Below are 25,384 nucleotides of genomic sequence, written 5' to 3'. Positions count from 1 at the left end.
CGGTCCCCGACCCGCGGCGGCGGGTCGGGGCCGAGCTGCCTCCCGTACGCGGGAGGGCCTGCCCCCAGGCCCTCCCGGGTACGGGGACCGCGCCCGGGGGTGTCACGGGCGGCGGGCCCCGGGGGTCGCGAACCGTGCCGTCAGCTCCCGCTTGAGGACCTTCCCGCTGGGCCCCAACGGCATCGCGTCGGTGAGCACGGCCAGCCGCGGGTACTTGTGGGCCGCCATGCGCTCACGGCACCAGTCGACGATCTGGCCGGGCAACGCCTCGTCGGCGGCGCCGGGCCGGGGCACCACCACCGCGCAGACCTCCTCGCCGAGGGTGTCGTGCGGCACGCCGATCACGGCGACCTGCGCCACCGCGGGGTGTCGGGCCAGGGTCTCTTCGAGTTCGCGCGGGTAGACGTTGTATCCACCGCGGATCACCAGGTCCTTCTTGCGATCGACGATGCGCAGGTACCCGTCGGCGTCCAGGAGGCCCAGGTCGGCGGAGCGGAACCAACCGTCGACCAGGGCCTCGGCGGTGGCCTCCGGACGGTTCAGGTAGCCGGCCATCACGTTGTGGCCGCGGATGACGACTTCCCCGACCTCGCCGGCAGGGAGCAGTTCGATGCGGTCGTCGACGTCGGAGCGCGCGATCGCGACGTCGACGCCCCAGATCGGTTTGCCGACCGTTCCGGGGCGTCGTGGCCAGGCCTGCTGGTTGTACGCGACCACGGGCGAGGTCTCGGTCAGGCCGTACCCCTCGTAGATCGGGCAGCCGAACCGCGCCTCGAAGGCCTCCAGCACCGCGACGGGGAGGGCGGCCCCACCCGAGTAGGCCCGGTCCAACCGGGGCGGACGGGCGGTGTGTTCGGTGGCGGCGAGCAGCGCGAGGTACATCGTCGGTACGCCCATGAGCACCGTGCAGCCGTGCGTCGCCATGAGGTCCAGTGCCCGCGGGCCGTCGAAGCGTTCCATCAGCACCACGGTCGCGCCGGCCCGGAACGCGGTGTTCATGCCGCAGATCTGCCCGAAGGTGTGGAACAGCGGCAGGCACCCCAACAGCACGTCGTCGGCGTCCATCGCGAACGGTGACTCCCTGCCGAGTTCGACGTTGAGGAACACGCTGAGGTGGGTGAGCATGGCGCCCTTGGGGCGGCCGGTGGTACCGGAGGTGTAGAGGATCAGTGCGATGTCGTCGGGGGCGCGCGGGACGAGGGTGTCGACGGAGTCGGTCCCGGCGTCGAGGGCGTCGTCGGTGAGGACGGGCGTGGCCGTCCGGGCCGCGGCGGCGCCGCCGTGACCGTGGCGCGCGTCTTCGGTGCAGATCAGCACGCGGGCTTCGGAGTCCGCCAGGACGTACGCGATCTCGTCGGTGCGCAGGGTCGTCGGGATCGGCACGAGCGTCGCCCCGAGGGCGAGCGCCCCGAAGTACGCCATCGGGAAGCAGGGCTCGTTGGGGAGCAGCAGGGCCACCCGGTCGCCGGGGCCGACGCCCTGCCCGCGGAGCACGGCGGCGTGGCGGCGGGCGCCGGTCCAGAGTTCGGCGTAGGTGAGGGTGGCGTCGGTCGTCACGAGGGCCGGGTGCTCGGGCCGGCGCAGGGCGGACTCGGCGAGGACGGCGGCCAGGGAGAGGGTCATGGCGGCTCAGCGACCCGTTTCCGCGGCCAGCCGGGCCTTGTCGGGCTTGCCGACCGCGGTCAACGGCAGCGTGGGGCGCAGGTGGATGCGCTCGGGGACGTGCGGGGCGGAGAGCTCCGCGCCGATCCTGGCCTTCAGCTCTTCCTCGGTGACGGGGGTGTGGGCGTTCCGGAGGGCGACCGCCGCGTGCAGGTGCTCGATCCGGTCGCCGTCCACCACCGCGAAGACCGCGGCCTGGGCGATGCCCGGGTGGGCGAGGAGGACCCGTTCCACGTTGGTCGGGTAGACCTTGATGCCGCCGGTCTTCACCGTTTCGGAGCGTCGGCCGCGGATGGTGAGGTAGCCGCGGGCGTCGAGGGAGCCCAGGTCGCCGGTGTGGAGCCAGCCGTCGCGCAGGGTCCGGGCGGTGAGCTCCGCGTCGCCGACGTAGCGGGTCATCGCGAACGGCGACCGGACGAGGATCTCCCCGGTCTCGCCGGTGGGCAGGTCCCGGGTGTCCTGTTCGTCGCGGATGCGCAGCTGGGTGAAGAGCGGGCGTCCGGCGGTGGTCAGCAGCGCCGGATCGGAGTGTTCGAACGGGGTCAGCAGGGTGATGGCGGCGGCTTCGCTGGTGCCGTATATCTGCATGAGCACCGGTCCGAACCGTTTCGCCGCGCGGGCCAGGCGCTCCGGTGAGGACGGGGCTCCGGTGTAGCTGAGGACGGTGATGCTGGACAGGTCGGCGCGGTCGACGTCGGGGTGGTCGAGCAGGAGGTACAGCTGTGGCGGCGACACCAGGAGGCGGGTGATCCGGTGGTGCGGGACGGCGGCGAGCACCTTGCCGGCGTCGAAGCCGTCGTGCAGGACCACCGTGCCGCCGGAGGCGAGCGTGTCGTCGGCGGCCTGTCCGCTGGAGTGGCTCATCGGCAGGGTGGCGAGGTAGACGGCGGGCCACGCCTGTTGGAGGCCGCCGGTGATGAATCCCCTGCGGGTGCCGAAGCTGACCACGATGCCCTTCGGTTTGCCCGTGGTGCCGCTGGTGTAGGTGACGACGGCGTCGGCGGACGGGGCGACGGTCACGGCCGAGGCGTCGAACGCCGGGTCGCCCGCGGTGAGGTCGGTGACGTCCGGGCCGAGGTCGCCGAGTGCCACCATGTCGACCGGAGTGAGTACGCCGTCGCGCACCTCACGGGCCCGTTCCAGGTTGTTCGCGTCGACGGCCAGCACCGTCACCCGGGTCTCCTCCACGATCCGGCGGGCGGCGTCGAGGCCGATCCGGTCGCTGGGGTCGACCGCGTTGGTGGTGTGCAGGTGCACCACCGTGGCTCCGACGAGGTTCGCGGCGTACCGCAGGATCAGGGTGGCCGGGGTGTTGGTCACGGTGAGCACGCCGACCACGAGGTCGGGCCGACCGCCGGTACACCGGTGCAGCACCGCGGCGGCGGCCCGGACGGCACCGGTGAACTGCCGTGCGGTGAGCGTCACATCGCGCCAGGTGAGGACGGGTTTGCCGGGTTCGGCGTCGAGGACCCCGAGGATCTCACCGACGTACGTATGGTTCGCGGGCATGGTGAATTCGTCCCCTCCCATGGCGGAATCCCGCAGAGCATACCGTGCGGACAATGTGAAGAGAATGAATCCACGAGGCCCCGGCACATGTATCGCGAACAATTCGAGGAAGTCATCGAGACGCCATCGGGATGATATTCGACGCCGCGAGAATTGCCATCCGGAACGCTCCTTCCCAGCGACATGAGTACGTTTTACGTTCCCGCGCACGGGGCTGCCGCGAGCATGACGGATTCGAGTCGTGCACACACCGCACCACGCTCCGCCGCCCACGGCCGCGGAACGCTGCCGCCTCATCGTCATGAATTCCAGAGAACGGGTCGACGTCATGTCTCATTACCTCGACGCCCTGCAAAAGCTGCACACGGCCCTGGACTCCGCCGGGCCGAAACGCGATTTCCTGGAGGTCGACCGGATCGCCGGGCGTTTCCCGGCGGCCGTGAGCAGCCGCCCGCGGAACCCCGCCGACATCAGTGTGTGGTGCAGCAATGACTACCTGGGTATGGGGCAGCATCCCGCCGTACTGACCGCGATGCGCGACACGTTGGGCGCGTCGGGGGCCGGAGCTGGCGGCTCACGGAACATCGGGGGCACGAACGGGCAACACGTCCTGTTGGAGCGGGAGCTCGCGGAGCTCCACGCGAAGGACGAGGCGCTGCTTTTCACCTCCGGATACACCGCCAACGAGGGCGCGTTGTCCGTGTTGGCGGGGCAGATCGAGGGCTGTCTGGTCTTCTCCGACGAGAAGAACCACGCCTCGATCATCGACGGTCTGCGGCACAGCGGCGCCGAGAAGCGGATCTTCCGGCACAACGATGCCGCGCACCTCGAAGAGCTGGTGTCCGCGGCCGATCCGGACCGGCCCAAGATGATCGTCACGGAGTCCGTGTACTCCATGGACGGCGATGTGGCGCCGCTCTCCGAGATCGCCGCCATCGCGAAGCGCCACGGCGCGATGACGTTCCTGGACGAGGTGCACGCGGTCGGCATGTACGGTCCGCAGGGTGCCGGGATAGCGGCCGGCCTCGGTCTCGCCGACCGGTTCACCGTCATCATGGGGACGCTCGCCAAGGGCTTCGGTACGACGGGCGGTTACATCGCCGGTCCTGCGGACCTCATCGACGTCGTCCGCAGGCTCTCCCGCTCCTTCATCTTCACCACGGCCCTACCGCCCGCGGTGGTCGCGGGCAGCCTCGCCGCGGTGCGTCATCTGCGCGTCTCGGACGAGGAACGCGGCCGGTTGAGCGAGAACGCGACGCTGCTGCACCGGTTGTTGAAGCAGCGCCGCATACCCTTCCTGTCCGACGAGTCGCACATCGTCTCCGTCCTGGTCGGCGATGACGCGACCAGCCGGCGCATCTCCGACCTGCTGCTGGAGCGGCACGGCATCTACGTCCAGGCCATCAACGCGCCCAGCGTCCGCGAGGGCCGTGAGATCCTGCGCATCGCGCCGAGCGCGGTGCACTCCACCGACGAGGTCCGGGCCTTCGTCGAGGCGCTCGACGGCATCTGGCAGGAGCTGGACCAGCGCCGCTCCGGCCTGGCCGCCGTCTCCGCCGCCTCCTGACGGGCACCCGCGCATCCGCGCACCGATCGACAACGAAGGACCATCGTGGCTGATCAGATCGCCGTCACCCCGCGCCTCGCCGCGTACGTGCGTGAGGTGTCCGTACGCGAGGACCCGCTGCTGCGCGAGCTCCGCGAGGAGACCGCCGGCCTCCCCGGTGGGGTGGCCATGCAGGTGCCCCCCGAAGAGGGGCAGTTGCTGTCCCTGCTGGCCCGACTGGTGAACGCCCGCGCCGTCTTGGAGATCGGGACGTTCACCGGGTACAGCACGCTCTGCCTGGCCCGGGCGCTGCCCGCCGACGGCCGGGTGGTGACCTGCGACATCACCGACCGTTGGCCCTCCATCGGGGCTCCCTACTGGGAGCGGGCCGGCGTCGCGGACCGGATCGACCTGCGCATCGGCGACGCTCGGGAGACGCTGGCGAAGCTGCGGGCCGAGGACGGACCGGACGGCCCCGGCGCCTTCGACCTGGTGTTCGTCGACGCGGACAAGACGGGGTACCCGGAGTACTACGAACTCTGTCTGACGCTGGTGCGTCCGGGCGGGCTGATCGTCGTGGACAACACCCTCTTCTTCGGTCGGGTCGTCGATCCGTCGGCGCAGGACCCCGACACCGAGGCCGTCCGCGAGCTCAACGCCCGGCTGCACGGTGACGAGCGGGTGGACGTCAGCATGCTCGCCGTGGCCGACGGCATCACCCTGGTGCGCCGCCGGCCCGAGTGAGCGAAGCGTGATGAGGTGGCCGCCGCACCGTTCCCGGTGCGGCGGCCTTCGGCTTTCCGTCAGTGGGCGGCCGGGGCGGCACTGTCGGCAACCAGCTCCGGGGCGTCGAGCCGGACGGTCGTCGAACCGCCCCATGCGGTCGGCACCAGGTGCAGCCGTTGCACGGTCTCGACCGCCGGCGGGGCGAGTGCCTCGCGGCAGGTGCACTCCGTGTCGTCGAAGCCGGCGAAGCGGTACGCCACCTCCATCATCCGGTTGCGGTCGGTGGGCCGGAAGTCCGCGAGGAAGTGCACCCCCGCCCGGGCCGCCTGGCCCGCGAGCCAGGCGAGCAGGGTGGAGCCGGCGCCGAAGGAGACCACCCGGCAGGAGGTGGCGAGCAGGCGCAGGTGCCACACCTGCGGATGCTTCTCCACGAGGATGACGCCGACCGCCCCGTGCGGGCCGAACCGGTCGGTGAGCGAGGCCACCAGCACCTCGTGGTCGGGGTCCGCCAGCAGCCCGCGGAGCGTCTCGTCCGCGTAGTGCACCCCGGTCGCGTTCATCTGACTGGTGCGCAGGGTGAGTTCCTCCACGCGGGAGAGTTCGTCCTCGGTCGCCCGGTCGATCCGCATGACCAGTTCCAGCGAGCGCAGGAAGTCCTCGTCGGGGCCCGAGTAGTCGGCCCGTTCGGCGTCGCGTCGGAAGCCCGCCTGGTACATGTCCCGCCGCCGCCGGGAGTCGACCGTGCTGAACGGCGGTCTGAACTCCGGCAGTTCGGTCAGCTTCGGGGCCGCATCGGCCGGATAGGTGCGCACCTGCGGGAGGTGGAACTCGACCTCGGCCCGCTCGGTGTGCTGGTCGTCGATGAACGCGATGGTGCCGGGCGCGAAGTTGAGCTGCTCGGCGATCCGGCGGATCGCGTCCGACTTGTTGCCCCACCCTATCTCCGGCAGCACGAAGTACTCCGCGACGCCCAGGGCTTCGAGCCGCGGCCAGGCCAGGTCGTGGTCGTTGCGGCTGCTGACCGACTGGAGGATGCCCCGCGCGTCCAACTCGACGATCACCGCGCGGATCTCGTCGGTGAGCCGTACCTCGCCGTCCTCCAGCAGGGTCCCCTGCCAGAGCGTGTTGTCGAGGTCCCACACCAGGCACTTGACGACGGTCGGTGCCGTCTGCTCGCTCAACGTCCCCCCTCCCGGGCTCCGGACAGCACGTGGTCGGCCAACAGCAGCCGGCTCATCTCGTTGCTGCCCTCGATGATCTCCATGCACTTGGCGTCGCGGTAGGCGCGCGCCACGACGTGCCCGTCCCGGGTGCCGGCCGAGGCCAGCACCTGTACCGCCAGGGCCGCGCCGTGCGCCGCGTTCGTCGCGCTGGTGTGCTTGGCCAGCACGGTGGCGACGACCTGGTCCGGAGAACTCTCGTCCCAGCAGCGGCTGGCGTACTCACAGGCCCGGCTCGCGGCCTGCTCGGCGACGAGCAGGTCGGCCAGGTGCCCGGCCACCAGTTGGTGGCTGCCGAGCGGCTGACCGAACTGTTCGCGGGTCCGCGCGTGCGACCCGGCAGCGGCCAGGCACGCGCGCAGGATGCCGACGCAGCCCCAGGCGACCGACATCCGCCCATACGCGAGTGCGGTGGTCACCAGCAGCGGCAGGAACTGGCCGCCGCCGCCGAGCAGGTTCTCCGCCGGCAGCCGCACCCCGGTCATGCGCACGTCCGCGTGTCCGGCGGCGCGGCACCCCAGCGGGGCGGCGATGCGTTCCACCGTGACGCCGGGCGCGTCGGTGGGCACGACGACCGCGCCCGCCCCGCCGTCGTCGAGCAGCCCGAACACCACCACGAAGTCGGCGTAGGCCGCCCCTGTCGTCCAGGTCTTGCGGCCGTCGACCACGACGGTGTCGCCGTCGCGCACGATGCGGGTGTCGATGGCCGACAGGTCGCTGCCCGCCTGCGGCTCGCTGAACGCCACCGCGGCCAGTTCCCCGCCGGTGAGCCGACCCAGCAGGGCGGTGCGCTGACGCGCGTCGCCCAGCCGGGTGATCGTCCAGGCGGCCATGCCCTGGGAGGTCATGATGCTGCGCAGCGAGGAGCAGAGGCTGCCGACGTGCGCGGTGAACTCGCCGTCCTGGGCGCTGCTCCAGCCCAGTCCGCCGTCCTCGGCGGGCACGACCGGGCAAAGCCAGCCGCCGGCGCTGAGCTTGCGGAGCGTCTGGCGGGGCAGTTCGCCCGTGCGGTCCCACTCCTCGGCCTGGTCCCCGACGAGGCCGGTGACCACGTCCCGTGCCGCGTCCAGCGCCTCACTCACCGCCGGTCCCCGTTTCCGTGCCGCGCAGTCGGTGCACCAGCGCCACCATGGTGTCGACGGTGCGGAAGTTGTCCAGGCGCAGGTCCGCGCCGCGGATCGAGATGTCGTACGTCTTCTCCAGGTGCAGGACCAGTTGCATGGCGAACAGGGAGGACAACCCGCCCGTGGCGAACAGGTCCACGTCCGGCTCCCAACTCCGCTTGGTCTGCGCCGTCAGGAAGCCGATGACCTCCTTGCGCACCGCGCCGCCGTCCGTGCTCTGGTCGGGTGCGTTGTCGGTGGTGTCCATCGGGGTGTCTCCTCGCATCGGATGGTGGTGGTGCGTGTTCAGTGGGTGTAGGTGTAGAAGCCGCGGCCCGACTTGCGGCCGTGGTGGCCCTGGCGGACCTTCTCCAGGAGCAGGTCACAGGGGCGGCAGCCCTCGTCGCCGGTGCGCTCGAAGAGCACCTGGAGCGAGTCGACGAGGTTGTCGATGCCGATCAGGTCGGCGGTGCGCAGCGGGCCGGTCCGGTGGCCCAGGCAGTTCTCCATGAGTGTGTCGACGGCTTCGACGTCCGCGGTCCCCTCCTGCACGATCCGCGCCGCGTCGTTGATCATCGGGTGCAGCACCCGGCTGGTGACGAAGCCCGGCGCGTCCCTGACGACGATCGGCTCCTGGCCCAGGGCGGCGAGCGTGCCCGCCAGCGACTCCATGGTGGCCTCGGCGGTCCGCACGCCGCGGATCACCTCCACCGTCCTGATCAGGTACGGCGGGTTCATGAAGTGGGTGCCCACCACCTCGCCGGGCCGCTGGGCGACACCCGCGAGTTCGTCGATCGGGATGGACGAGGTGTTGGAGACCAGCGGGGTGCCGGGGCGGGTCAGTGCGGACACCTCGGCGAGGACCTTCGTCTTGACGCCGAGGTCCTCGGTGGTGGCCTCGATGACGAGGGTCGCGTCGGCGGCGCCGGCGAGGGTCGTCGCGGTGGTGAGCGGGCCGGTCGCCGTGTCGGCGGCGAGCCGACCCATCAGCTGCGCCATCCGCAGTTCGCCGGCGATCTGGTCCCGGGCGCGCTCCAGCACCGGTTCGTCGACGTCGACGAGCAGCACGGGCAGGCCGCGGAGCAGGGCCAGCGTGGTGATGCCGACGCCCATGACGCCCGCGCCGAGCACGGCGAGGCGGTGCTCGGCGGTTTCTGTGTCCATGAGGGGACGGGGTCCTTCCGTTGAGGGGTGCTCAGGAGGGGGGTGGTCAGGAGAGGAGGGCGGCGAGCCAGTCGGAGACGGTGGCGGCGGTCGTGTCCGCGTGCTGTTCCATCATCGAGAAGTGGTCGCCGGGGACGTCGAGGACGGTGTGGGCGCCCGGCCAGCTCGACCGCCAGTCGCCGACGGTGGGCGCCGACTCGCCGAGCGGGTTGGAGGCGCGCACCAGCAGGACGGGGGCGGCCACCTCCGGGGGCGTGTAGTCGTCGAGGATGCGGAAGTACTTGCCCATCGCGGTGAGTCGGGTGCCGTCCATCGGTACCGCTTGGTCCTCGCGGTCGAACATGCCGCTCAGCAGCACGTCGTTGAACTGCGTCATGGCCTTGTTGCTCGACAGGTACGTGTCGAGCAGGACCACCGCGGCCGGCTGCACCCCGCGGGCTTCGAGTTCGGCGGCGACGCCGTGGGCGACGGTGCCGCCGGAGGAGGAGCCCAGCAGGACCAGGCGACGGTCCCGGCCGAGGCGTTCGATGATCTCCTCCGCCTGGTAGGCCAGCATCGGCGCCATGGACGACGGGAGCCGTTGGCCGGGCAGGAACCCGGGGGCGGACAGGGTGCTGGAACCGTAGGTGCCCCGGAACCGGTTGACGAACCGGGCGTACTGGTGGCCGCCGCCGAGTGCGACGACGGAGCCGAAGCACACCAACTCGGGCGCCTCGTCGTGGGTGTTGATCCGCAACAGCGACGGGGGTTCCTCGCTGGAGCGCAGCTCAGCGGGAGTGTGGAACTCCGGGCGCAGCGCGGAGGTGTTCTTGAGCAGGTCGATCGCCTCGTCGGACTTGCCGCGGCGGCACAGCTGCCGGAACAGGGTGCTGACGGGGTCGTCGTCGGAGCGGGCCGCGACCGGTGCCGGGGGCGGTCCGGGGGTGCCCGGCTCGGCGGTGGGCGCGGGCGGTGCGGCCGCCGCCGCGGTGGCCCATTCGGTGCGGACCAGTTCGGCGAGCTTGGCGGGCGTGCCGCTGGAGAACACCACGGTCGGCAGCAGGTTCAGGCCGGTGGCCGCGGCGAGCCGGTGGCGAAGTTCCAGCGCGGTCAGCGAGTCGAACCCGACGGAGAGGAAGGCGTCCTCGGCGTCGAGTCCGGCGCTCTCGGCGTCGGCGTGGCCGAGGACCTGTGCGGAGTGGACCCGTACGGCTTCCAGGAGGAGGTCGTACTGCTCGTCGGGGTTCGCGGCGAGCAGCCGGTCCCGCAACTGCGGGTCCGCTGCGGGGCGTTCCGGGCCGGTGCTGCGGACCAGGGCGCGCAGCAGGTGCGGCACCGGGCCGTCGCGGAACGCGCTGACGTCCAGGGCGACGGGCGCCAGCACCGGGTCGGGCACGGTCAGCGCCGCGTCGAACAGGTCGGTGCCCGCCGTCGCCGACAGGGCGCGCACACCGCTGCGGCCCATGCGGTTCAGATCGGCGTCCGACAGGTCGGCGGTGAGGCCGCTGCGCTGCTCCCACAGGCCCCAGGCGAGCGACTTGGCGGGCAGTCCGGCGCGGTGCCGCAGGGTCACGATCGCGTCGGCGGCGACGTTCGCGGCGGTGTAGGCGGCTTGTCCCGGGCCGCCGAACAGGCCGGCCACCGAGGTGTACACCACGAACGCGCGCAGCGGCAGTGCGGCGGTCGCTTCGTGCAGGTGCCAGGTCCCGTCGACCTTGGGCCCGAGGACGCCCGCGAGGCGTTCGGCCGTGAGGTCGGCGAGCAGCCCGTCGTCGATGACTCCGGCGGTGTGCACGACGCCGGTCACCGGGTGTTCGGCCGGGACCGTGGCCAGGGCCAGGTCCAGGGCGGCCCGATCGGTGACGTCGCAGGTCGCGGCGGTGACCAGGGCCCCGGACGCGGCCAGTTCGGCGATCAGTTCGTCCACGCCGGGGGCCGCGGGGCCGCGCCGGCTGAGCAGCAGCAGACGGCGTACGCCGTGCCGGGTGACGAGGTGCCGGGCCAGGATGCCGCCGAGTTCGCCGCCGCCGGTCAGCACCACGGTTCCGGTGCCGTCGAAGGCGTCGGTCGGTGTGTCGCCGGCCGGGGTGCGGCGCAGCCGGGGCACGTGCAGCCGGCCGGCCCGCAGCGCCACTTCGGGCTCGCCGCTGGCCAGCACCGCGGACAGCGAGTCGGCCGTGGTGCGCGGGTCGTCGGTGTCCAGCAGCACGATCCGGCCCGGGTGCTCCTGCTGGGCGGAGCGCACCAGTCCGTGTACGGCCGCGCCGGCCACGTCGAGGGGTTCGTTCGCCAGGTCGACCGCGCCGCGGGTGAGCACCACCAGGGGCGGGCAGCCGGTCGGGGGACGTCGCAGCCAGGTGTTCAGCTGTTCCAGGACGGCGGTGGTGGCCGTGTGCACGGCCTCGGGGCCGGCCGGTCCGTCGGGTGGGCAGGGCAACAGCACCGCGTCGAGGCCGGCGAAGTCGTCGCCGGACGCTTCGGTGGCGGCGCCGGGCGGCACCAGTCGTTCGTCGGGCGGGCCGAGTAGCGACCAGCGCACGATCGGGCCGGCGGCGGCGGTGGCGGTGGTCGACGTGGTCCATTCCACTCGGTGGAGGGCGTCGGTGGCGGGGCTCAGTACGTCGAACGAGGTGGTGCGCATGGCGAGGGTGGCGACGGTGGCGACCGGGCGGCCGTCCTCGTCACTCACGTGCAGCGCGACGTCCTCGGGGCCGGTGGGGCTGAGGGTGACGCGCAGGGTCTGCCCGGCACGGGCCCCGGACCACAGGCGCACCTGTTGCCAGGAGAAGGGCAGGGGTACGCCGGTGGCTCCGGGTTGTTGCTCCGCGTCGCGGCCCACGCCGGCCTGGCGCAGGCTGACGGTGTGGAGGCAGGCGTCCAGCAGCGCCGGGTGCAGTGGGAAGTCGCCGGCGGCTCCGTCCGGCAGCGTCACCTCGGCGAAGACCTCGTCTCCGCGGGACCAGGCGGTGCGCAGGCCGCGGAAGGCGGGGCCGTACTCGACGCCCCGGTCCTGGAGGATGCCGTACAGGGCGCCGATGCGCATCTGTTCGGCGCCGGGCGGCGGCCAGGCGGCGGCGGTCGGCATCGGGGGCAGCGCCCCGGAGGGAGCCAGCAGGCCGCTGCCGTGGTTCGTCCACTCGACGGCGCTCGCGGGCCGTGAGTGGATCTCCACGGTGCGCTTGCCGGCGTGGTCGGGTGCCCCGGCGGTCAGCCGCAGTTGCACGCCGGCGTCGTCGTCGGGCAGCACCAGCGGTGCGGAGAGGGTGAGTTCCTCGATGAGGTCGCAGCCGAGTCGGGCGCCCACGTGGGCCGTCATCTCGACGTAGGCGACGCCGGGCAGCAGGGCGGCCCCGCGCACGGCGTGGTCGGCGAGCCACGGGTGGTCCGCGAGCGAGAGTCGGCCGGTGAAGACGGTGCTGCCGCTGCCGGGCAGTTCCACTGCGGCGCTCAGCAGCGGGTGGCCGGGGTCGGCCTGTCCCATGGAGGCGGGGTCGCCGCCGGCGCGGGTGGCGTCCAGCCAGTACCGCTGGCGTTGGAAGGCGTAGGTGGGCAGGTCGACGCGGCGGGCGCCGGTGCCCTCGAACGCGGGTGCCCAGTCCACCCGCATCCCGGCGACGTGGGCGTGGGCGAGGGAGGTCAGCAACCGCTCGGGACCGGCGTCGTCGCGGCGCAGCGTCTCCACCACGGTGAAGTCGGCCAACTCCGCGTCGGCGGCGGCGTCCTGGAGGTTGAACGTGAGCACCGGGTGCGGGCTGACCTCGACGAAGGTGCGGTGCCCGGCGTCGAAGAGTTGTTGGGTCGCCTCGTGGAAGCGCACGGTGTGCCGCAGGTTGCGGAACCAGTAGTGGGTGTCGAGCGCGGTGGGCTCGGCCCATTCGGCGTCCACGGTGGACATCAGGGGGACGGTGCCGGGCCGTGGGCGCACATGGGCGAGCCCCGTCAACAGGTCCTGGCGCACCCGGTCCACGGCGGCGGAGTGCGGGGCGTAGTCGACGGGGGTGCGGAACACCATCAGGTCGTCGGCGCGGGTGAACTCGTCCATCGCGGTGGCCTCGCCCGCCAGCACGACCACGCGGGGGCCGTTGACCGCGGCGATCGACAGCCGACCGTCGTACGGGGCGATCATCTCCTCGGCCTCCGGGGCGGACAGCAGCACGGTGGCCATGGCGCCGCCCCGGGTCACGGCCGCGAGGGCGCGGCTGCGGTGCACGGCGATCGAGGCCGCGTCCTCCAGGGTGAGGATGCCGGCGACGCAGGCCGCGGCGACCTCGCCCTGGCTGTGTCCGACGACGGCAGCGGGGGTGACCCCGTGGGCCTGCCAGACCGCCGCCAGGGACACCAGGACGGAGAAGAGCACCGGTTGCAGGGTCTCGACGTCGTCGATCGACGGGGCGCCGGGCTCCTGGCGCACCACGGCGATCGGGGACCAGTCGAGGTGGGCGGCGAGGGCGCGCTCGCAGTCGGCCATGCGGGCGGCGAACGCCGGTGAGGTGTCGAGCAGTTCGCGGGCCATGCCGGGCCACTCGGCGCCGAGGCCGGGGAAGACGAACACGGGCTTGGCCGCCTTCGCCGGGGCGGTCCCGGTGATGACGGAGGGTACGGGCTCCTCGCGGGAGAGGGCGGCGAGTCCGTCGAGCAGCGGGGTGCGGCCGGTGCCGACGACGACGGCGCGCTCGGCGAACCGGGACCGTCCGAGGGCCAGGGACAGGCCGATGTCCGCCGGGTGCGTCCCGGGTGAGGCGAGCACCCGGGCGTGCAACCGGGCGGCCTGGGCGCGCAGCGCCGTCGGGGTGCGCGCGGACAGCGTCCAGGCGACCGGGGTGTCCTGCCGGGGTCCGGTCGGCTCCGCGGGCGGCTCCTCGGGGGCCGCTTCCAGGATCAGATGGGCGTTGGTGCCGCTGGCGCCGAAGGAGGAGACCGCGGCCCGGCGGGGGCGGTCCGACGCGGGCCAGGTGGTGGCCTCGGTGAGCAGGGAGACCTGGCCCTGGCTCCAGTCGACCTGGCTCGTCGGGCGGTCGATGTGCAGGGACCGGGGCAGCAGGTCGTGGCGCAGGGCGAGCACCGTCTTGATGACGCCGCCGACGCCGGCCGCCGCCTGGGTGTGCGTGAGGTTGGACTTGAGCGAGCCCATGAGCAGGGGCCGGTCGGCGGGGCGGTCCTTCCCGTACACGTCCAGCACGGCCTGCGCCTCGATGGGGTCGCCGAGTACGGTGCCGGTGCCGTGCGCTTCCAGGGCGTCGATGTCGGCGGGGCGCAGTCCCGCGCTCTTCAGTGCCTTGCGGATGACCTTGCGCTGCGCGGGGCCGTTGGGGGCGGTGAGCCCGTTGCTGGCGCCGTCCTGATTGACCGCGGAGCCCTTGATGACGGCGAGGACCGGGTGTCCGTGGCGGCGGGCGTCGCTGAGTCGTTCCAGCAGCACCACGCCGACGCCCTCGCCGAAGGCGGCTCCGTCGGCGCTCGCGGAGAACGACTTGCAGCGGCCGTCGCCGGCGAGCCCGCCCTGCCGTCGGGAGCCGCCGAACAGGCCGGGCGCGGACATGACGGTGACGCCGCCGGCCAGGGCCAGCGAGGTGTCGCCCTCGCGCAGCGCCTGGCAGGCCAGGTGGATGGCGACCAGGGAGGAGGAGCAGGCGGTGTCCAGGCTGACGGCGGGTCCCTCCAGGCCGAGGGCGTACGAGACGCGGCCGGTCAGCACGCTCGGGATGCTCCCGGTGCCGAGGAAGCCCGCCAGGTCCTCGGGGGTGTGTCCCAGGCGGGTGCTGTACTCGCTGTTGATGATTCCGGCGTAGACGGCCGTATCGCTGCCGCGCAGGCCCGTCGGGTCGATGCCGGCGCGTTCGACGGCCTCCCAGCAGACCTCCAGCAGCAGCCGCTGCTGGGGGTCCATGGCGAGCGCTTCGCGCGGGGAGATGCCGAAGAACGCGGCGTCGAAGTCCAGTGCGTCCTGGAGGAAGCCGCCCATCAGGGCGGGTGCGGCATCGGGGTCGGCGGAGTCGGCGGGGTCGACCGGAGTCGTGGGTTCCGTCGGCAGTTCCCAGCCGCGGTCGTCGGGGACGCGGGTCACCGCGTCGCGTTCGGCGACCAGGAGGTCCCAGAGTTCTTCGGGGGTCTGCACTCCGCCGGGGAACCGGCAGCCCATGGCCACGATCGCCACGGGTTCCTGGGCGCGTTCGGTGAGCCGCTGGTTGTCCTGCCGCAGCTTGGCGTTGTCGAGCAGGGACGCGCGGAGGGCCTCGACGACCTGTTCCGCCGGCGCCGTGCCCGACGCCTTGTCGGTCCGGTCAGCCATGGTCGCCCCCCATCGCCAGGCGCACGAGGTCGTCCACGTTCATCTCCTTGATCGATGCGGTGTCGTCCGGGCCGGACGGGTGGGGTGCGGGGGGTGCGGCGTCCGTCGCCGGCTCCCCGAGGTTCAGCAGGGCGTCCAACAGGCCGGCGGCCCGCAGCCGTTGCGGGGAGATCGTTGCCAGCAGTCGGCGCACCTGGTCGTCGTCGGGCGGTGCCGGCACTCCGAAGGCGCCGGGCACCAGTCGTTCGGCCAGCAGGGCCGCGACGGACTCGGACGTCGGGTGGTCGAACACCAGGGTGGCGGGCAACCTCAGCCCGGTGGCGCCGGCCAGCCGGTTGCGCAGCTCCACCGAGGTCAGCGAGTCGAAGCCGAGGTCCTTGAAGGCCCGTTGGGGGTCCACGGTGCCGACTCCGGAGTGCTGGAGCACCTCCGCTGCGGTGCCGCTGACCAGGTCCTCCAGGAGCTCCAGGCGTCCGTCCGGGTCCAGCGCGGCCAGTCGGCGACGCAGTGCGGCGGCGGCACCGGGGTCGGCCGCCGTGGCGTGGGCGCTGCGGCGCACCACGCCCCGGACGAGGCCGCGCATCAGTGCGGGCACGTCCGCGGCGCCGGTGGGGCGTCCGCGGCCGAGGCCGAGGCGGACCGGCACCAGTACGGGGGCGTCGGTCCGCAGTGCCGCGTCGAACAGTTCGAGACCTTCGGCGTCGGAGAACGCCGCCACGCCCCCGGTCGTCATCCGCCGCAGGGCACCGGCTTCGAGGCCGCCGGTCATTTCGCTGCGCTGTTCCCACAGTCCCCAGGCGAGTGCCTGGGCCGGTAGGCCCTGTGCGCGGCGGGCGGCGGCGAGGGCGTCGAGGTAGGTGTTGCCGGCCGCGTAGTTGGCCTGGCCGGCGTTGCCCACGATCCCCGCTGCGGAGGAGAACAGCACGAACGCGGCGAGCGGCAGCTCACGGGTCAGTTCGTGCAGATGGGCGGCTCCGTCGATCTTGGGCCGGAGCACCGTGTCCAGGCGTTGCCGGTCCAGTGCTTCGAGCACGCCGTCGTCGAGCACGCCCGCCGCGTGCACCACGGCGGTCAGCGGGTGCGCGTCCGGCACCGTGGCCAGCAGGTCCGCCAGTGCCGCGCGGTCACCGATGTCGCAGGCGGCGAACCGGGCGGCGGTCCCCAACTCCGCCAGCAGTTCGGCCGCCCCGGGGGACTGGGCGCCCCGCCGGGAGACCAACAGCAGGCGGCGCAGGCCGTGGTGGTCGGCGAGGTGGCGGGCCACGAGTGAGCCCAGGACGCCGCCGGCGCCGGTGATCAGCACCGTGCCGTCCGGGTTCAGCGGCAGCGTGACCGGTTCGACGGGCGCCGGCACCCGCGCCAGCCGCGCGGCCAACAACTGTCCCTTGCGTACGGCCAGTTGGGGTTCCTCGGCGGCCATGCCGGTGGGCAGCAGCGTCACGAGTTCCGTCGGGTCGGCCGCGTCGACCAGCACGAAGCGGTCCGGGTGTTCCGACTGCGCCGAGCGGATCAGCCCGCGCACCGCGGCGGACGCGAGGTCGTGGACCCCTTCGCCGGGCAACGCCTCCACCGCGCCGTCGGTCACGAACACCAGCCGGGCATCGGCGTACCGGTCGTCGGCGAGCCACTGCTGCACCAGTTCCAGGGCGGCGGCCGTGGCGGCGCGTGCCGCTTCGGGTCCGTCGTCCGGGTGGCGGCACTCGGCGAGCACCACGTCCGGCACCGGGGTCCCCGTGTCGAGCGCGGCGGTGAGGGCGGCCAGGTCCGGGTACGTCTCCGGCAGCCGGTCGGAGGTGCCGAGCCCCACCCAGCGTCCGGTGGGGGGCACCAGGGCGCCGGTGGCGAGCGGCGTCCACTCCACCCGGAACAGCGAGTCGTGCGCGGGGGCCACGGGCGCCCGCAGCGAGTCCGTCGGGACGGGACGGACCACCAGAGCGCCGACGGAGGCGACGGGCCGCCCGTACCCGTCGGCGGCGTCGATGCGCACCTGTCCGCCGGGATCGCGGGTGAGCCGGACGCGCAGTTCGGTGGCGCCGGAGGCGTGCAGGCCGACGGCGGTCCACGAGAACGGCAGCCGGACGGCGTCGGCCTGTTCCGCGGTGTCCTCCTGCGCCACGGGCGCGGCCGGGTCGGCGTCGATCCGCAGGCCGTGCAGGGTCGCGTCGAGCAGCGCGGGGTGGATGCCGAAGGCCGGGGTCGTCGGGTCGTCGCCGGGGAGCCTGACCTCCGTGAAGATCTCGTCGCCGCGCTGCCAGGCAGCGTGGAGGCCCCGGAACGACGGGCCGTAGCCGTAACCGGACGCGGCGAACCGTGCGTAGAGGTCCTCGACGGCGACGGGGGTCGCGCCCGGTGGCGGCCAGGTCTCCAGGGCGGCGGGCGGGGCAACGGCCGCCCGGGCGAGGCTGCCGGTGGCGTGCCGGGTCCACCCGGGGTCGAGGGCGTCCTCGCGGCGGGCGTGCACGTCCACGGTGCGCCCGCCCCGCTCGTCGGGTGCGCCGACGCAGACTTGGATGCGGACCTCTTCGGTGCCGGGCAGCAGCAGCGGCGCCTCCAGGGTCAGTTCCTCCACCAGCGCACAGCCCGCCTCGTCGGCGGCGCGCAGGGCCAGTTCGACGAAGGCGGCACCGGGCAGCAGGACCGTCCCGGACACCGTGTGATCGGCCAGCCAGGGGTGGGTGCGCACCGAGATGCGCCCGCTGAGCAACAGTTCCCCGGTGTCGGCGACCTCGGTCGCCGCGCTCAACAGCGGGTGCTCGGTGGCGTCCAGGCCGGCGGCGGTCACGTCCTGGCCGCCGCCGGGTGCCGGCAGCGCCCAGTGGTGCCGGTGTTGGAACGCGTAGGTGGGCAGTTCGATCCGTCGGGCGCCGGTGCCGGCCAGCAGGCCGGTCCAGTCCACGGGCAGTCCGTTCGCCCAGGCGTCACCGAGGGCGAGCAGCAGGCGTCGTCGGTCGCCCTCGTCACGGCGCAGGGTGCCCAGGGCGGTGCCCTCGTGGCCGGCGTCCTCGACGGTGTCGGCGACGGCGGTGGTCAGCACCGGGTGCGGGCTGATCTCCAGGAAGGTGGTGCGGCCCCGGGCCGCCAGGGCGCGGACGGTCGACTCGAAGGCGACGGTGCGGCGCAGGTTCTCGTACCAGTAGTCGGCGGTCATCGTCGTGGTGTCGATCCGGTCACCGGTGACCGTGGAGTACAGCGGCACCGCGGCGGGTCCGGGCTCGATCGGGGCGAGGGCGGCGAGCAGTTCCGCGCGCACCGGCTCCACCCGGGCCGAGTGCGAGGCGTAGTCCACGTCGATGCGGCGGGCCCGGACGCCGTCGCGGTCGCAGTCGGCCGACAATGCGACGAGGGCGGCGGGTTCCCCGGCGACGACCACGGCGGACGGCCCGTTGACGGCGGCCACGGACAGCCGTTCCCCGTACGGTGCGAGCAGGCTCTCCACCCGGGCGAGCGGCAGGGCGACGGACATCATGCCGCCGGTGCCGGCGAGGGCGGCGAGAGCGCCGGAGCGCAGGGCGACGACGCGGGCGCCGTCCGCGAGCGACAGGCCGCCGGCGACCACGGCCGCGGCGATCTCCCCCTGCGAGTGGCCGATCACGGCGTCGGGGACGACCCCGTGCGCCCGCCAGAGCTCGGCGAGCGACACCATCACGGCGAACAGGACCGGCTGGACGAGGTCGACCCGCTCCAGCGGCTCCCCGGAGCGCAGCACGTCCAGCAGCGACCAGGACACGTGCGGGGCCAGGGCCGCGGCGCACTCCTCCATGCGGGCCGCGAACTCGGGTGACTCGTCGAGCAGTTCGCGGGCCATGCCGGGCCATTGCCCGCCCTGGCCGGGGAAGACGAACACCGTGCGGCCGTCCGGGTCGGCGGCGGGCACCTCGGCGTCGGCGGCCAGCGCCCGCAGTCCGGCCTCCAGGGCGGCGCGGTCGCCGACCAGAACCTTGCGGTACGCGAACGGGGTGCGTCCGGCGAGCGAGTGCGCGATGTCGGCGGTGTCCGCTGCGGCGGGGCCGGCCTGCTCCAACTGGGCTGCGAGACGGCCTGCTTGGGCGGCGAGCGCCGTGGGGGTGCGTGCCGAAAGGACCCACGGCAGCGGGCCGTGATCGTGCCCCGCGCGGGTCGGGGCGGGGTCCGTCGCGGGGGCCTGCTCCAGGATCACGTGGACGTTGGTACCGCTGAGGCCGAAGGAGGAGACGCCCGCGCGGCGCTCCCGCCCGGTCTCGGGCCACGGCACCAGGTCACGGACCAGTTCGACGCTGCCCCGCTCCCAGTCGACCTGGCCCGTGGGCCGGTCCACGTGGAGGGTCGGCGGGACCTGGGCGTGCTGGAGCGCGAGCACGGTCTTCAGCACGCCCGCGACACCGGAAGCGGCCTGGGTGTGACCGAGGTTGGACTTGAGCGAGCCGATCAACAGCGGCCGGTCCGGTGCGCGGCCCTGCCCGTAGGTCGCGAGCAGTGCCTGGGCCTCGATCGGGTCGCCGAGGGTGGTGCCGGTGCCGTGCGCCTCGACCGCGTCGACGTCGACGGGCCCCAGGCCCGCATCGGCCAGCGCCGCCCGGATGACCCGCTGTTGCGCGGGCCCGTTCGGGGCGGAGAGCCCGTTGCTCGCCCCGTCCTGGTTGATCGCCGAGCCGCGCAGCACCGCCAGGACGGGGTGCCCGTGGCGGCGGGCGTCGGACAGGCGCTCGGCGACCAGTACGGCGATGCCCTCGCCCATGCCCATGCCGTCCGCGGCGTCGGCGAACGCCTTGCACCGGCCGTCCGGGGCGAGGCCCCGCTGTCGGGAGAAGCTGACGAGCGCACCGGGCGTGGACATGATGGCGACGCCGCCGACCAGGGCGAGCGTGCAGTCCCCGGCGCGCAGGGCCTGGGCTGCGGTGTGCAGGGCGACCAGCGAGGACGAGCAGGCGGTGTCCACCGTGATGGCGGGCCCCTCCAGGCCGAGGGTGTACGCGACCCGGCCGGAGACGATGCTGGCGGCGCTGCCGGTGAGCAGGTGTCCGTCGCCGTGCCCGGACCGGGCCACGGCATTGCCGTAGTCGCCGTAGTTCACGCCGACGTAGACGCCGGTGCGGGAGCCGCGCAGGGCCGCCGGGTCCAGCCCGGTGCGTTCCAGGGCCTCCCAGGCGGTCTCCAGCAGCAGTCGTTGCTGCGGGTCCATGGCGACTGCCTCGCGCGGTGAGATGCCGAAGAACTCGGCGTCGAACTCCCCCGCGTCGTGCAGGAAGCCGCCGTGGCGGGTGGTGGACGTACCGGGGTGGTCCGGGTCGGGGTGGTACAGCTCGTCGCCCGGCCATCCCCGGTCGGTGGGCAGTTCGCTGACGGTGTCACCGCCGTCGACGAGCAGCTGCCACAGCTTCGCGGGGGTGTCGATCCCCCCGGGCAGGCGGCAGCCCAGGGCGACGATCGCGACGGGGTCCCGGTCGCCCGTCGGGTCGGACGCCGTCGGGGCCGTGGCTGCCGGGTCCTCGGCCGTGGAGCTCTCGACGAGCAGTTCGGACAACAGGTGGCCGGCGAGTGCGTGCGCCGTGGGGTAGTCGAAGACCAGCGAGGACGGCAACCGCAGTCCGGTGGCGGTGGCGAGCCGGTTGCGCAGTTCGACGGCGGTGAGCGAGGCGAAGCCCAGCTCCTGGAACGCCTTCCCGGGGAGCACGTCCCCGGCCGAGTCGTGGCCCAGCACCGCGGCGGCCTCGGCCCGTACGAGGTCGAGGACCGTACGGGTGCGGTCGGCCGCCGACAGCGGGGCCAGGGTCCGGCGCAGTCCGGTGGCTGCCACAGAGGCGTCTTCATCATCGCTGCCGCTGGCGCCGAGGGCGCGGGCCGCGGCCGGGACGGTGCTCAGCAGCGGGCTGGGGCGGGACGAGGCGAAGACGGGGGCGAACCGGTCCCAGTCGACGTCGGCGACCGCGATGACGGTCTCGTCGTCGTCGAGGGCCTGTTGGAGGGCGTCGACCGCGGTGACCGGGTCCATCCGGCGCAGGCCGTGTTCGTCCAGGTTGAACAGGTCGGTGCCGTCGTCGGAGCCGGGTCGGCCGTCCCCGGTGCGCCACACGCCCCAGTCGACGGTGGTGGCGCTGAGGCCGCGCCCCCGGCGGTGCTGGGCCAGTGCGTGCAGGTAGGCGTTGGCGGCGGCGTACGCGCCGTGGTCGCCGCTGCCCCACACCCCGGCGATCGAGGAGACCAGGACGAAGGCGTCCAACTCCCGGTCGAGCAGGGCGTCCAGGTGTTCGGCGCCGGCGGCCTTGGCCGCCGTGACCCCGGCGAACGCGGTCAGCGGGGTGGTCGCCAGCGGAGCCAGGGCGATGTGCGCGGCGGCGTGCACCACCGCGGTGACGGGGGTGCCCCGGCGTTCCAGGTCGGCAAGCAGCTGCGCCACCTCCTCGCGGTCGGCGAGGTTGCAGACGGGCAGGCTCAGTCGGGCGCCGTGTGCGGCCAGGTCCGCGGCCAGCTCGTCCGCGCCGGGCGCTTCGGTGCCGCGGCGGCCGGGCAGGACGAGGTGGTCGGCGCCGCCCCGGGCGAGCCAGCGGGCGAGGATCGGGCCGACGGCGCCGGTGCCGCCGGTGACGAGGACGGTCCCCCGGGGGCGCCAGGGGCGGGCGGGGGTGCGCGGGGGCCGCGGTGCGTGCACCAGTCGGCGTGCGTACAGCCGGCCGGAACGCAGGGCGAGTTGGTCCTCGCCTGCGAGGTCGCCCGGGCCGGCGAGCACCGCGCCCAGCAGGTCGCGGTCCCGGTCGTCGGGGTGCGGCGGCAGGTCGACCAGTCCGCCCCAGCGCTGCGGCTGCTCCAGGGCGGCCACCAGGCCGGTGCCCCAGACCATCGCCTGTCGGGGCGCGGTCAGCGGGTCGTCGTGGCCGGTGGTCACCGCCGCGCTGGTCACGCTCCACACGGGTGCGGTGGAGTCGAGGGCGGTGAGCGCCTGGACGAGGGCGACGGTGAGCGCGGTGCCGGCGGGCAGCACCGGATGGTCGGGGTGGGCGTGTTCGGCGAGGGCCAGCAGCGACAGGACGCCCGTGGGTGCGGGGCCGGTGTCGAGCGCGGCGGCCAGCCGGGCGCTGTCGACGAGTTCGTCACCGATCACGACCGTGCGCACCTCGGCCCCGAGGTCCGTGAGGGCCCGGACGGTCCAGCGGGTGAGCGGGTGGTGCTGGTCGTCGGCGGGCACCGCGAGCAGCCAGCTGCCGGTGAGCGGTCCCGTGACCGGGTCGGTGAGCCGGTGCCAGGCGATGCGGTAGCGCAAGGGGTCGACGGTGTCGGCCGCGCGGCGCCGCCGGCGCCAGGTGCCGAGCGCGGGCAGCACCTCGGCCAGCGGCGAGGCGTCGACGTCGAGCGCATCGGCCAGCGGGGCCGGGTCGCCGCGCTCGACCAGCTCCCAGAAATCGCCGTCGGCGGTGGGCGGTTCGCCGCCGGTCCCGTCGCCTGCGGTGGGCTCCAACCAGTAGCGGCGCTCCTGGAAGGGGTACGTCGGCAGCTCCGCACGGGGCGCCCCGTCGAAGGCGGTCTCCCAGGCGACGGGGACGCCACCGGACCAGAGTGCGGCTGCGGAGGCGACGGCCCGGCGCAGGCCGCCCTCGTCGCGGCGCAGGGTGCCGGTGACCACGGCACCGGTGAGGCCGGCGTCCTCGCACACGTCCTGGACCGCCATGGCGAGGACCGGGTGCGGCGACACCTCCACGAACGCGTGGTGCCCGGTCTGCGCCAGGCTCCGGATCGCGTCGTCGAACCGTACGGTGCCCCGCAGGTTGCGGTACCAGTAGTCGGCGTCCATGCCGCTCGTGTCGAGCCAGTCCCCGGTGAGCGTGGAGAACAGCGGCACCCGGGCCGCGGTGGGCGCCAGTCCGGCGAGGTCCTTCAGGATCTCCTCGCGGATCGACTCGACGTGCGCCGAGTGGGAGGCGTAGTCGACGGGTAGGCGCCGCGCCCGCACGTCCTGTTCGACGCAGCGCGCCAGCAGGTCCGTCAACGCGTCGGGGTCACCGGAGACCACGACCGCGGCCGGACCGTTGACGGCCGCCACCGAGATCCGGCCCGGCCACGCCGCGATCGTCGCCTCGGCCCGGGCGAGCGGCAGGGCCAGGGAGACCATGCCGCCCCGGCCGGCGAGGGCGCCGATGGCCCGGCTGCGCAGCGCCACGACCTGCGCGCCGTCGGCCAGTGTGAGGGCGCCCGCGACGACCGCCGCGGCGATCTCGCCCTGGCTGTGGCCCACGACCGCGTCGGGTTCCACGCCCCAGGAACGCCAGAGCGCGGCGAGGGACACCATCGTCGCGAACAGGGCGGGCTGCACGACGTCCACGCGGTCCAGTGACGGCGCGTCCGGTGCGCCCCGCAGCACCTCGGTCAGCGACCAGTCCACCACCGTGGACAGTGCCTGCTCGCACTCGGCGATCGCGGCGGCGAACACGGGTGATTCGGTGAGCAGGTCCCGGGCCATGCCCTCCCACTGCGCGCCCTGGCCGGGGAAGACCATCACGGTCCGGCCGGTGTCAGGTTCCGCAGTGCCGGTGGTCACCGTCGGGGCGGCGACGCCCCGGCCCAGTGCGTCCAGCCCGGCGAGGAGTTCGTCCCGGTCGGCGGCGATCACCACCGCACGGTGTTCGAACGCGGTCCGGGTCGTGGCCAGCGCGTGGCCGATGCCGGCCAGGTCCGCCGTGGGGTCCGCGGCGAGTCGGGCGGTGAGCCGCAGCGCCTGTGCGCAGCGCGCGTCCTCGGTGCGCCCGGCGAGCACGTACCCGGCGACCGGCGGTCGGGGCGGTCCGGGTGCAGGGTCGACCGGTTCCGCATCGGGTGCCTGTTCGAGGATCAGATGGGCGTTGGTGCCGCTCATGCCGAAGGCGGAGACGCCGGCGAGTCGGGCGCGACCGGTCCGGGGCCACGGCCGGTTCTCCGTCAGCAGTTCCACCGCGCCCGCGGACCAGTCGGCGTGCCCGGTCGGCTCGGTGACATGCAGGGTGCGGGGCAGCACGCCGTGACGCAGGGCCAGCACCGTCTTGATGACCCCAGCCACGCCGGCCGCCGCCTGGGTGTGCCCGATGTTGGACTTCAGCGAACCCAGCAGCAGCGGCCGGTCCGCGGGGCGGTCCCGGCCGTAGGTCGCGAGCAGGGCGTCCGCCTCGATGGGGTCGCCGAGGGTCGTGCCGGTGCCGTGCGCCTCGACGGCGTCCACGTCGGCGGGACCGACCCCCGCATCGGCGAGGGCCGCCCGGATGAGCCGCTGCTGCGAGGGACCGTTCGGGGCGGTCAGGCCGTTGCTGGCGCCGTCCTGGTTGAGGGCGGAGCCGCGGATCACGGCCAGCACGGGGTGTCCGTTGCGGCGGGCGTCGGTCAGCCGCTCCAACAGGAGCATGCCGACCCCTTCGCCCCAGCCAGTGCCGTCGGCGGTCGCCGAGAACGCCTTGCAGCGGCCGTCGAAGGACATCGCTCCCTGGCGGCTGAACTCGGAGAAGACCAGCGGCAGCGCCATCACGGTCACCCCGCCGGCCAGGGCGAGCGTGCACTCCCCGGCGCGCAGCGCCCGGGCGGCCAGGTGCAGCGCGACCAGCGAGGACGAACACGCCGTGTCGACGGTGAGGGCCGGGCCCTCCAGACCGAGCGCGTACGACACCCGGCCGGACAGCACGCTCATCGAGTTGCCGGTGGTGACGAAGCTGCGCACCATGCCCGGAGCGGTGCCGCTGAGCTGGGAGTAGCCCTGGTCGACGGCGGCGGCGTAGACCCCGGTGGCGCTGCCGCGCAGCGCGGCGGGGTCGATGCCGCCCCGTTCGATGGCCTCCCACGCGGTGGTGAGCAGCAGCCGTTGCTGGGGGTCCATCGCCATCGCCTCGTGCGGCGATACGGCGAAGAAGCCCGGGTCGAAGTCGGCCGCCCCGTCGAGGAAGGCGCCCTGGCAGGGCACGTTTCCGGCCGAGAGCTGCGCGACGTCCCACCCCCGGTCGCCGGGGACCGGGGTCACCGCGTCGCGGCCGGCCGCCACCAGGTCCCACAGGTGCTCCGGGGTGCGGACCCCGCCCGGGAAGCGGCAGGCCATCGAGACCACGGCGATCGGTTCCTGCGCGGCGGCCCGGGCCTCGGCCAACTGCCGCTTGGTGCGCTGGAGGTCGATCGTGACGCGGTTGAGGTAATCGCGGAGCTTCTGCTCGCTCACCGTGCTCCCCTGCTGTCGTCTTGGACCGTGCGGGTCCGCGGTGCCGTC

The 25,384-nt window shown here is 73.9% G+C and carries 10 protein-coding genes; 2 read left to right on the top strand and 8 right to left on the bottom strand.

Annotated elements, in window-relative coordinates; translation table 11 throughout:
- Positions 1–102 precede the first annotated feature (102 nt).
- Positions 103–1,623 (bottom strand): long-chain fatty acid--CoA ligase, encoded by a 1,521-nt coding sequence (locus ACFV88_RS14345; RefSeq protein ID WP_385490253.1) that lies wholly within the window; start codon positions 1,621–1,623, stop codon positions 103–105.
- 6 nt (positions 1,624–1,629) lie between these two features.
- Entirely contained in the window at positions 1,630–3,171 is a 1,542-nt protein-coding gene (locus ACFV88_RS14340; RefSeq protein ID WP_385490250.1) for an AMP-binding protein, read from the bottom strand.
- A 328-nt stretch (positions 3,172–3,499) separates the two neighbouring features.
- Here ACFV88_RS14340 and hemA point away from each other — a divergent pair, with 328 nt between their 5' ends.
- Both hemA and ACFV88_RS14330 read left to right on the top strand, forming a co-directional pair.
- A complete protein-coding gene (gene hemA, locus ACFV88_RS14335; RefSeq protein WP_385490610.1) occupies positions 3,500–4,738 on the top strand; it encodes a 5-aminolevulinate synthase in 1,239 nt (412 codons plus the stop codon).
- Between the two features lie 45 nt (positions 4,739–4,783).
- On the top strand, positions 4,784–5,461 hold the full coding sequence (locus ACFV88_RS14330) for a class I SAM-dependent methyltransferase (RefSeq protein WP_385490247.1): 678 nt from the start codon (positions 4,784–4,786) through the stop codon (positions 5,459–5,461).
- Between the two features lie 59 nt (positions 5,462–5,520).
- On the opposite strand, the gene ACFV88_RS14325 is transcribed toward ACFV88_RS14330, so the two are convergent.
- From ACFV88_RS14325 to ACFV88_RS14300, 6 genes are read right to left on the bottom strand one after another with little or no spacing between them, the layout of a single operon-like run.
- Complete coding sequence (locus ACFV88_RS14325; RefSeq protein ID WP_385490244.1) at positions 5,521–6,624, bottom strand: HAD-IIIC family phosphatase; 1,104 nt, start codon at positions 6,622–6,624, stop codon at positions 5,521–5,523.
- Entirely contained in the window at positions 6,621–7,745 is a 1,125-nt protein-coding gene (locus tag ACFV88_RS14320) for an acyl-CoA dehydrogenase family protein (protein ID WP_385490241.1), read from the bottom strand. Before ACFV88_RS14320 ends, ACFV88_RS14325 begins: the two co-directional genes overlap by 4 nt.
- Positions 7,738–8,034: an acyl carrier protein gene (locus ACFV88_RS14315; RefSeq protein ID WP_385490238.1), complete on the bottom strand. Its 297-nt coding sequence runs from the start codon at positions 8,032–8,034 to the stop codon at positions 7,738–7,740. Before ACFV88_RS14315 ends, ACFV88_RS14320 begins: the two co-directional genes overlap by 8 nt.
- Before the next feature lie 38 nt (positions 8,035–8,072).
- The gene (locus tag ACFV88_RS14310; protein ID WP_385490235.1) at positions 8,073–8,930 is read right to left on the bottom strand and encodes a 3-hydroxyacyl-CoA dehydrogenase family protein; all 858 of its coding nucleotides are present in this window, start codon (positions 8,928–8,930) and stop codon (positions 8,073–8,075) included.
- A gap of 46 nt (positions 8,931–8,976) precedes the next feature.
- Positions 8,977–15,198: a type I polyketide synthase gene (locus ACFV88_RS14305; protein WP_385490232.1), complete on the bottom strand. Its 6,222-nt coding sequence runs from the start codon at positions 15,196–15,198 to the stop codon at positions 8,977–8,979.
- Positions 15,191–25,336, bottom strand: a complete 10,146-nt coding sequence (locus ACFV88_RS14300; protein ID WP_385490230.1) for a type I polyketide synthase — start codon at positions 25,334–25,336, stop codon at positions 15,191–15,193. The genes ACFV88_RS14305 and ACFV88_RS14300 overlap by 8 nt, the downstream gene beginning before the upstream one ends.
- Between the last annotated feature and the right edge of the window lie 48 nt (positions 25,337–25,384).

This window comes from Streptomyces sp. NPDC059816, from assembly GCF_042732055.1.
Classification (GTDB): Bacteria; Actinomycetota; Actinomycetes; order Streptomycetales; family Streptomycetaceae; genus Streptomyces.
This window is presented reverse-complemented; position numbering and strand designations above follow the sequence as displayed.